Source organism: Bacillus sp. HMSC036E02 (genome assembly GCF_001836235.1).
Taxonomy (GTDB): domain Bacteria; phylum Bacillota; class Bacilli; order Bacillales; family Bacillaceae_G; genus Bacillus_A; species Bacillus_A cereus.
In genome coordinates, this window is the sequence record NZ_KV827807.1 from 39,615 (window position 1) to 48,554 (window position 8,940).

Consider the following 8,940-nt stretch of genomic DNA (forward strand, 5'->3'; position numbering starts at 1 on the left):
TGAGTGTACTTGTCTTTATTAACAGCCATAAAGCAACCTCCTCTATAAAAAAACAATATAAGTTATATAACTTATATTGACAACCAGAAAAAAGAGTAACAGAATAGTTATGTAAGTTATATAACTTTATTGAGGAGGTTATTACATGGAACGGAAAGTTAAAAAAATGATGGCTGATCTTCAATTTATAATGAATCATGGTCAAATCAGTGTAGATTTTATGGATCAAGGATATAAAAGAATGCTTTTTAGTGCATTAGAAGCTACCGGAAAAAGGTTTAATGTGCATACCAATGAACACAATGCAAGTTTATCAAGACCTAAATCCAAAAAATACTTAAAATATCACGATCCTAACATATTGCATATGACTAATATGTTAGGATCATTTATTTTGGGTAATGAGTTTTGAAACTAAATTTGAATAGTATTTTTCTCAATCTGGATAGAAATAAGTAAAATACCATAAACGGTCGTTTTTGGAACTTGGGTGTTTACACGAATTCACTAAATATATCACCTTCCATTTGTTATGGTTTTCAAAATAACTATTTACATATAATTTACATTAGTGTACTATTTGTCTAGTACACTAATACAGAGGAGGAAAGAAATGAAAACTGAGTTTTCTCCTAATATCCCTATTTATGTTCAGGTAATGGAATACATCAAAAAAGAAATTGTAACAGGACGTTTGGCACCAGGTAAAAAAATTCCTGCTGTACGTGAATTAGCGGGTGAATTACAAGTTAATCCAAATACAATTCAACGTACGTTTCAAGAGCTAGAACGGGAAGGTATTGCTGAGACACGTAGAGGAACAGGAAGATTTGTAACAATGAATGAAGAAAAAATTACAGAGCTACGCAAAGAAATGGCAAAAGAGTTGCTTGATAATTTTATAAATGGAATGAATAACTTAGGATTTATGGAAGAAGAGGTTCTCCTAATACTCCGTTCCTATTTGGAAAAGAAAAAGGAGGGAAATGAATGAAAGAATTATTGAAAGTTGAAAATCTGTCGAAAAGATATGATTTAAAAACAGTGATTCAAGATATAAGCCTAACAATCTCAGAAGGAAAAATTATCGGCCTTGTTGGTGAAAATGGTAGTGGGAAAACGACATTATTAAAAATGATTTCGGGTTTACGTTTTCCTTCTAAAGGAAGTATTACAATTAAAGATAAAAAGGTGGGATTAGAAACGAAAAAAATCGTGTCATTTATGCCCGATAGTCCTGTTTTTGAAAAATGGATGACTGTAAAAGATGCTTTGTTGTTCTATCAAGATATGTATGCTGATTTTAATCTACAACAAGCAATAGATTTGATAGCTAACTTTAAAATCCCGCTAGAGGAGAATATAAGTATCTTATCAAAAGGGAAAACAGGGATATTACAGCTAATATTAACTTTTTCAAGGAAAGCAACGGTATATGTATTAGACGAGCCATTAGGTGGAATTGATCTTGTTTCTAGAAAACATATAGTAGATTTAATTCTTAACTTTTATCGTGAAGATAGTACCATTCTTATTTCGACTCATTTAGTAGAGGAAATTGAAAATATATTTGATGAGGTAATCTTTTTAAAAGACGGGAGTATTGTATTGCATGAAAATGTAGAAGAAATTCGTTTTCACCATGGAAAAGCAGTACATGAGTTATTTAAGGAGGTTTTTGAGAAATGAACCCACTTTTTCGTTATTTGTTTAACTGTAATAGAAAAAGGATAGCTGTATTTTACCTTGGATTTATTACTATTTCATTACTTCTTTTATTTAAGATGGTGGGATTATCAAAGGTGACAAATCAACTTACAAAGGATATAACATTAGGTATATTTATATTCATCATAGGTGGCGCTGCATTTTTACTACTTTTAATAGCTTTGCCTTCTTTCAATAAAATGCTAAAAAATACGATGATTCGTTATACAGCTATCTCAGGAAAAAAGTATATATATGCAAATTTATTTTTTTTCACATTAATGTTTATTCTTTTATTAGTAATAGGCTTAATTTTTCTATACTATTTTTCTCAGAGTAACCTTGGAGAAAAAGTATCTGAAGGCTATCAACAAGAATTTCATAAGTTATATGCATATGGAGTTTTTCATCACATACTTTCCGTTTTTTTATGGGGAATCGATTTCATGAGTATATTAAATTCCTGTTATTTCATCATGGTAATTACAAAACTCATTCCTATAAAGTCATCATTGAGTAAAAGATTTTTATCAATGACTTTCTTTGCTTTATTTTTAATCATACAAACATTAGTATTGGATTTTTTTAGTAAATTAGGAGAATATGTAATCACCATAAAGAGTACGTGGTTCATAGATAAAAATGGTTTTATTGACACTTCACTGTATCCTAGTGAAGACTTCACTATTTTAGATGTATGTTTTACTTGCTTATTCATAATTGTTCTAACAGCTATTACAGGTCGTATCATAGATAAAAAATTAGAAATATAAAGCTCCACTTTAAAGGTAAAGTATATTTAGGAGGAAAAAATGAGGACAACTAATCCAATATTAAAAAAAGAAAAATTTCATAAAGAAAAGAAAAATGCTTCTACTATGACTATCGGTGGAACGATAGAAAAAACATTCATTTTGCTTATCTTACTTCTTGCAGCGTCTGTCTATTCATACGTACAAATGACACAAGGGACAATGAAAATACCTGTGTTAATTGGAATTATAATAGTTACTCTAATTGTCGCATTTTTAGTTATATTCATTCCTCGTATATCACCAATCTGCGCACCGATTTACGCAGTATTACAAGGAATTTTATTAGGAAGTATTTCAGCTTATTATACAAAGCGATTTGGTGATTCTATCGCTTTAACTGCCGTATTACTAACGATTTCGATTTTATTTGCCATGTTAGTGTTATACGCAACGGGAATAGTAAAAGTAACTAAAAAGTTCCGTGCGGTTGTAACGGTTGCAACACTTGGAATTCTTATTATGTATTTTATTGTTTTCTTACTAGGCATCTTAGGGGTGACTGTTCCATATATTCACCAAGGTGGGACAATTAGTATCATCATAAGTACAATTGTAATTATTGTTGCTGCATTAGATTTATTCCTCGATTTTGATTCCATAGAAAATGGTACTCAGAGTGGAGCACCTAAGTATATGGAGTGGTACAGCGCAGTAGGGCTTATGATGACATTAGTATGGTTATACTTAGAGATCCTTCGTTTGGTTTCTTACATTATGAAAAACAAAGACTAGAAAACATCCTGCATGGTTCAAACATGCAGGATGTTTTCTGTATCACGTATTTTCAATTAAATTTATATAGGTAGTAACAAATGTATGATGTTGCTGTACAAAAAGTCCAACCAATGCTTATAAGCTTTCAGCTCCCTCTCTGTAACCTTTCTTCGATTACTACAGACAATCTAACTGTAAAAAAACGATTAACCCTTAGCGTACGAAATGCGCGTTTTGTTGTTGCTACCCCATGCCCATCAAGCTAACCAAGGAAATTACTAGATGCGAAATGATTCTTGTTTTAAAACTAGCAAGTGATAAAAATGTAGGCATGCTAAAAAAGCCTATTAAAATGCGATTTTTTCGCTAGGCAGCTTGTCTATGCCTGACCGTCGTTTTATACACACTCCCTAGAATATCAAAGAAGGTCATCTTCTTATACCTATGACATTTACGACCGTTTTTTTTTGAGCAGCTGATAAAGGCGATGCAGAATTTTTAAAAGTTCTTCTGCGCCAACGGCAATCGCTTGAAACAGTAAAGGAAAGTAATCTTTAATCATATAAATCGCTTTGTATTCACTCAGCTCCTGCTTTTTCTTTTCAAGCAGAAACTGTCGCATTTGAAACATCGTAGAAGAACAGAGGAGAATGCCGATGAGTTGTCCATATAAATGGCAATCTAGGAGTTCTCTTTTAATTTTTTTACATTCATCAATCTCAAAGAATGACTTCCACGTTTTAAACAAAATTTCAACCTGCCAACGAAGTGAATATAATGAATGCACGTAATTCGTCGGTACTTCTTCTAGCGACGTGTTCGTGATATATACATTCATGCCCATTAAACGTTTACTTTTATCCTTCATGACAATACCTTTCTTCTTTTCACGTATCGCTTGGTTTTTCAGATGTGTTTGCGTTTGCTCATCGGTTAAACGATGGATAATAACACGTGATGGAAGTTTCTGATTTTGGCCAATGTATGCCTCGGGGATTTCTATCGTTTCACCAGGGATTAGACCAGACATCATTTGTGTCATATCAAGCTGGATGTATTCTGTCTGCTTTTTTAACGTACCATTGTTGAAGTATTCTGGTTCAGGGTTCTTGATATAAATGCGTGTATTCAACTTCAACCTCGAGATATAATAGGCCTTTTTATCATGAATGGTTTGTAAGTCTCCTAAATAGAAGTAACCAAGATCACGTAAACACAAATCGCCCGCTTCTACGGTTTCAAGGCAGATAGTACCGTATGTTTTATCATTATTCTTTCCTGGTCCAAGCTGCACGTTAAGAAATTGACCACTAAGTAAATCATATTCCAATTGGATTTTCACGCCTGCGGTATTACTACTACCACCTGAACCTTGATAGTCAGTGGCGAAATGGTCAGTCAGTTGAAACACTGTTGCATCTAAAATACGGATACGATTAAAAGTAGAGATCACGTGTGCAGAAAGTGAGTGATTTGAACAGGGTTTTTGTGTGAGAAGAGAAGTAAAGACTTCTCGAAGAAATGCGATGGCTGCTGGATTAAAGCGTTGATTCAGTCCTTCTGGGCTTATAAGTACCCCAGTGGAAACTTCTAACTGACCACACAATTGTGCAAGTGATGTGCTAGCAATTTCTTGACTGAGCCATACGCAAAGGGCAATGAGTTCGTTTGCTTGATACTTACTAGACCTTTGTACAAAGCCAACTTGTTTGGCGATATCTTGTAGGACTACTGGAGATAAAAAGTAATGTAGCTCTTGTGCGAAAAGATTCAGTTCATTTGAAATAATAGGATTCATTAAAAACACCATCCTTTCTCATAAAATTCTTACGATAAGTATAGCGTTTTTTTATTTTGAGGGTATGATTTTAACTTCGCTTGATGGGGCATGGGGTGGCACCCAAGTTTGAAGAGATTGGTGAACACAGCCATTCTCAAATTCATGCAAGGCATCAGTAACTCATCTTCATTCAGTATAAAGTATTCCCCATTAGAACACATCAAACCATCTATAATTAAATCTTCGAAAGATACTTGTCGGTTTGTAATAAATTTTGAACCAAAATATTTCAAAATCCGCATTTTACGTTAAGTGGGAGGAATTTGTTTTGAAAAAAGTTAATCAAGATGGATTCTATGCTATTTAAAAAGTTTTCTGTTTTATAAAATATCCGATTAAAACCCACTTGAAATCACTTAATTTTACAGTGTAAATATCTTAACCGTATTTTATATGCATGAAAAAGTTATATTTATTAAAAACACCAATAAAGCTTATGATTTTGGGAATAATTTATATATTAATTTTACTGGTGAGTTTCAAATGTATTCTAAGAAGCACTTTGTAATGTAGTAAATCATTTGTTGTTAATAGTGAGAATTCTATCTCAATATATTTTTATTGACTGCAATTTTCTTTTGAATTATAGTAGTAATACCTATTACAACTATTATGGGAGGTTAACATGGAACATTTAATTAACACATTTGAAGAAATTGGTTTTTCAAAAAATGAAGCAAAAGTGTATATGACGTTACTGAAGGAACCATCTATAAATGGATATGAAATTAGCAAAAAAAGTGGTGTACCACGTTCAATGGTTTATGCAGTTATCTCAAAATTAGTAACTAAGGGAGCAATCACAGAGTTACGAACCGAACCGCCAACCTATATTCCATTGTCTGTAAAAAAGCTGATTATTAATCAAAAAAAGCAAACAGAGGAAACACTTAGCCTTTTAGAAAATGAATTACAAGCTATAGAAAAACCAGTGGAAGTTAATGTTATTAAGCATATTGAAGAGCGTATGCATATCATTAGTGCAATGCAAAAATTAATAGAGGAAGCAAATGAAGAAATTTGGTTATCCGCATGGGAGGAGGAATTAGGTGAATTACGTCCTTCTGCTGAATTACAAAGAGAAAAGGGAATTCAAATGTATTCATTGTTATTTACGGAGCAAGAAACACCATCTTTCGGGAATACTTTTTATCATCGCCACTATGCCGGTGCTATTGAAGAACAGAGGATGGGGCAAAGATTAACAATTGTTATTCAGGATAATCAAGAAGTTTTAATAGCAAGCTTTATTGATGGTCAAATTCCACTTGCTATTCAAACTACTGATCCAATGTTGGTTTTACTAGCTAAGGAATATATTCGACACGATATGATGATGAAAGTTGTTGGAGATCATTTTGGTAAAGACCAGATTGATTCGTTATGGCAAGGTAATGACTTATTGACTTATATTGTTCAAAATGTGAAGAAATGAGGTTAGTTTATTATGTATGTAGAGGTTTTTTTTCTTGGGATACTAATTGCTTTATCACCAGGACCTGATTTTGTAATAGTTATGAAAAATAGTTTAGGAATAGGTAGAAAGCACGGTATAGCTACAGCACTTGGTATTGCCAGTGCATTAATTATTCATATAGCCTATACAGTTTTAGGCTTTACCATCATATTAGAAAAATGGCCAGTTATCTTTAACTTTATTAAGCTTTTAGGAGCCATCTATTTATTATGGTTAGGTTGGAAAGGTATTCGTTCGAAAGCAGATCCAGAAGGTTCTAATGAAATACATGTTGAACAAAGTTCAAAACGCTCTTTAGGTCAGGGATTCCGTGAAGGATTTTTGTGTAATCTATTAAATCCCAAAGCTCCATTATTCTTTTTAAGTGTATTTTCACAATTCATAGGAACTAACACACCAAATTGGGTGCGTTGGATATATGGTGGTGAAATTATCATTGTAGTGGGAATTTGGTTTACTTTATTAGCGATATTAATTTCAAATAATTACTTTAAAAAAATCTATCAAAAAAATATGCATTGGTTTGATCGTGGCTTAGGAATTATCTTAATTATATTTGCGCTTACTATTGGAATTACTGCATTTTCAATCTAAAAGGAGTTAAATAAAATGACAATATTACTATATGAAGAGAATAGTTATTTAAAAGAATGCGAAGCAGAAATTATATCAATTGATGGAAGATTTATTGTATTAAATCAAACCATTTTTTATCCAGGTGGTGGTGGACAACCTTGTGACTTTGGGAAAATTCAGCAAGGAAACGAAATATATGAAGTATTAAAAGTAAAAAAAGTAGAAAATGAAATCATACATGAACTTGATCGTCCACTACTCGATTCACAACAAGGAGTTACACTACAAATCGATTGGGATTGGCGTTTTCAAAATATGCGTTATCATACTTTATTACATGTAATTTCAGGGTATTTATATAAACATTACAATGCTTTGGCTACTAGTAGTCAAATCGAAAGGGATCATGCAAGATTAGAGTTATCGTTTTCACCAGAAATTATAGAAGATATACCCTTTGAGGAACTAGAACAATCTTTAAAGAATTTATTAACGATATCGCATGATGTTTACACGAAAATAATTGATAGAGAAGAAGCAGAGCAAAGAGATGGAATCATTAAAACAGTTATTAGCTTACTACCATCATCGCTTAATAAAATTCGACTCGTTCAAATAAATGACATTGATGAACAGGCTTGTGGAGGAACGCACGTTAACAACACAACTGAAATCGGGAATTTTTCGATCCTTAAAATCCAAAACAAAGGTGCTAAGAAAAAAAGGATTAAAATTGAACTTCACTAAGATGAACTTCTGATTTCGTTACAATTTGAAAATAATTTAGACATAATGTAACGGATTACATTGTCGCTTAAATTATTTTCAAATTTATTATTACATTAACCAATCCAAAACTACTTTAACCTTGAAGAGATAGTTTAATGTAATATAGAGGAGGTAATTATTCAATGGCTATCATTTTAGTTTTATTTGCTATAATAGCTGGAATGGCTCTTCCCACTCAATTTAGTGTTAACGCTCAATTGAGAACTATAGTTGGTTCCCCTATAATAGCTTCATTTATTTCATTTACTGTGGGGGCTCTAGTTTTATTTATTGTATCGCTATTTGGGAATGGGATACAGGTAAAGAAGGAGTGGTTTGAAGCACCTTGGTGGATGTGGACTGGAGGATTATTAGGTGCCTTTTATGTACTAGCGACTACTATACTTATGCCTAGAATAGGTTCTGCTGCTACTGTTGGTTACATTCTTACAGGACAAATAATAATCTCCATTCTTATTGACCACTTTGGATTAATAGGTGCTACTACACACCATCTGAATATCCCTAGACTATTAGGTGCCATTTTGGTTATTAGTGGAGTTATTATAGTTCAAAAATTTTAAAACAATGATTCTCTAAAGAAAAGAGTTTACCAATGCCGGTAAACTCTTTTCTTTAGAGAGGACATATGAAATCCTTCATTTGGAAGGAACATATCTACATTCTAAATAACCTCAAAAAATTTAACAAATTCTAAGTGTTCTCGATGTATTTGTAAGTCTATTTTACGTGGAGCTGATGTAACTTTTGTAATTATTTTCGGATCAGCTTGGGCTAAACAATCTACTTTATTTTCATTAAATTCTTTGATGGTAATATTAGGCTTCTTTTTAATTTTTATGCCATATATTTTGAATAATTTTGGGAAGACTGGATTATGATTTGATTTCCAATACTTAGCCATCGATTTAAAAACTTATGATATCCCAAAATTGCTCGTTTTGGGGTATTTGCTTTTCTTAGCTTGATGGGTATGGGGTAAAACCTGCAGAACGGAAATGTCCAACATGTAAACATGATTT

Annotated in this window: 10 protein-coding genes and 1 pseudogene; 9 read left to right on the plus strand and 2 right to left on the minus strand. The window is 32.4% G+C overall.

Going from position 1 to position 8,940, the window contains the following annotated elements; genetic code table 11:
- The first annotated feature begins 145 nt into the window (after positions 1-145).
- From HMPREF2590_RS03605 to HMPREF2590_RS03625, 5 genes are all read left to right on the plus strand, one after another.
- On the plus strand, positions 146-412 hold the full coding sequence (locus HMPREF2590_RS03605; protein ID WP_070861324.1) for a hypothetical protein: 267 nt from the start codon (positions 146-148) through the stop codon (positions 410-412).
- A 201-nt stretch (positions 413-613) separates the two neighbouring features.
- Positions 614-994: a GntR family transcriptional regulator gene (locus HMPREF2590_RS03610; protein WP_050822685.1), complete on the plus strand. Its 381-nt coding sequence runs from the start codon at positions 614-616 to the stop codon at positions 992-994.
- Entirely contained in the window at positions 991-1,689 is a 699-nt protein-coding gene (locus tag HMPREF2590_RS03615; protein WP_050822686.1) for an ABC transporter ATP-binding protein, read from the plus strand. Before HMPREF2590_RS03610 ends, HMPREF2590_RS03615 begins: the two co-directional genes overlap by 4 nt.
- Positions 1,686-2,480, plus strand: a complete 795-nt coding sequence (locus HMPREF2590_RS03620) for a hypothetical protein (protein WP_050822687.1) — start codon at positions 1,686-1,688, stop codon at positions 2,478-2,480. The genes HMPREF2590_RS03615 and HMPREF2590_RS03620 overlap by 4 nt, the downstream gene beginning before the upstream one ends.
- Before the next feature lie 39 nt (positions 2,481-2,519).
- Positions 2,520-3,254 carry a Bax inhibitor-1/YccA family protein gene (locus tag HMPREF2590_RS03625; protein WP_050822688.1) on the plus strand — a complete coding sequence of 245 codons (735 nt, stop codon included), beginning with the start codon at positions 2,520-2,522 and terminating at the stop codon, positions 3,252-3,254.
- 348 nt (positions 3,255-3,602) lie between these two features.
- Here HMPREF2590_RS03625 and HMPREF2590_RS03630 read toward each other — a convergent pair.
- Positions 3,603-5,034: pseudogene (locus HMPREF2590_RS03630) on the minus strand (IS4 family transposase).
- A gap of 667 nt (positions 5,035-5,701) precedes the next feature.
- Between HMPREF2590_RS03630 and HMPREF2590_RS03635 the strand changes: the two are divergent.
- The 4 genes from HMPREF2590_RS03635 to HMPREF2590_RS03650 all read left to right on the plus strand — a co-directional run bounded on the left by HMPREF2590_RS03635 (position 5,702) and on the right by HMPREF2590_RS03650 (position 8,481).
- A complete protein-coding gene (locus HMPREF2590_RS03635; RefSeq protein WP_050822689.1) occupies positions 5,702-6,511 on the plus strand; it encodes a TrmB family transcriptional regulator in 810 nt (269 codons plus the stop codon).
- 12 nt (positions 6,512-6,523) lie between these two features.
- Complete coding sequence (locus HMPREF2590_RS03640; RefSeq protein ID WP_050822691.1) at positions 6,524-7,147, plus strand: LysE family transporter; 624 nt, start codon at positions 6,524-6,526, stop codon at positions 7,145-7,147.
- A 15-nt stretch (positions 7,148-7,162) separates the two neighbouring features.
- Complete coding sequence (locus HMPREF2590_RS03645) at positions 7,163-7,876, plus strand: alanyl-tRNA editing protein (protein ID WP_050822693.1); 714 nt, start codon at positions 7,163-7,165, stop codon at positions 7,874-7,876.
- 164 nt (positions 7,877-8,040) lie between these two features.
- Complete coding sequence (locus HMPREF2590_RS03650) at positions 8,041-8,481, plus strand: DMT family transporter (protein ID WP_000974756.1); 441 nt, start codon at positions 8,041-8,043, stop codon at positions 8,479-8,481.
- A 101-nt stretch (positions 8,482-8,582) separates the two neighbouring features.
- On the opposite strand, the gene HMPREF2590_RS29850 is transcribed toward HMPREF2590_RS03650, so the two are convergent.
- Positions 8,583-8,822 (minus strand): hypothetical protein, encoded by a 240-nt coding sequence (locus HMPREF2590_RS29850; protein WP_050822695.1) that lies wholly within the window; start codon positions 8,820-8,822, stop codon positions 8,583-8,585.
- Positions 8,823-8,940: the final 118 nt, after the last annotated feature.

Bases quoted from the DNA above. Each gene is read 5' to 3' on its own strand.
- HMPREF2590_RS03625 (WP_050822688.1), top strand. From the start codon at position 2,520: ATGAGGACAACTAATCCAATATTAAAAAAAGAAAAATTTCATAAAGAA.
- HMPREF2590_RS03615 (WP_050822686.1), top strand. From the start codon at position 991: ATGAAAGAATTATTGAAAGTTGAAAATCTGTCGAAAAGATATGATTTA.
- HMPREF2590_RS03620 (WP_050822687.1), top strand. From the start codon at position 1,686: ATGAACCCACTTTTTCGTTATTTGTTTAACTGTAATAGAAAAAGGATA.
- HMPREF2590_RS03645 (WP_050822693.1), top strand. From the start codon at position 7,163: ATGACAATATTACTATATGAAGAGAATAGTTATTTAAAAGAATGCGAA.
- HMPREF2590_RS03605 (WP_070861324.1), top strand. From the start codon at position 146: ATGGAACGGAAAGTTAAAAAAATGATGGCTGATCTTCAATTTATAATG.
- HMPREF2590_RS03610 (WP_050822685.1), top strand. From the start codon at position 614: ATGAAAACTGAGTTTTCTCCTAATATCCCTATTTATGTTCAGGTAATG.
- HMPREF2590_RS03640 (WP_050822691.1), top strand. From the start codon at position 6,524: ATGTATGTAGAGGTTTTTTTTCTTGGGATACTAATTGCTTTATCACCA.
- HMPREF2590_RS29850 (WP_050822695.1), bottom strand. From the start codon at position 8,822: ATGGCTAAGTATTGGAAATCAAATCATAATCCAGTCTTCCCAAAATTA.
- HMPREF2590_RS03635 (WP_050822689.1), top strand. From the start codon at position 5,702: ATGGAACATTTAATTAACACATTTGAAGAAATTGGTTTTTCAAAAAAT.
- HMPREF2590_RS03650 (WP_000974756.1), top strand. From the start codon at position 8,041: ATGGCTATCATTTTAGTTTTATTTGCTATAATAGCTGGAATGGCTCTT.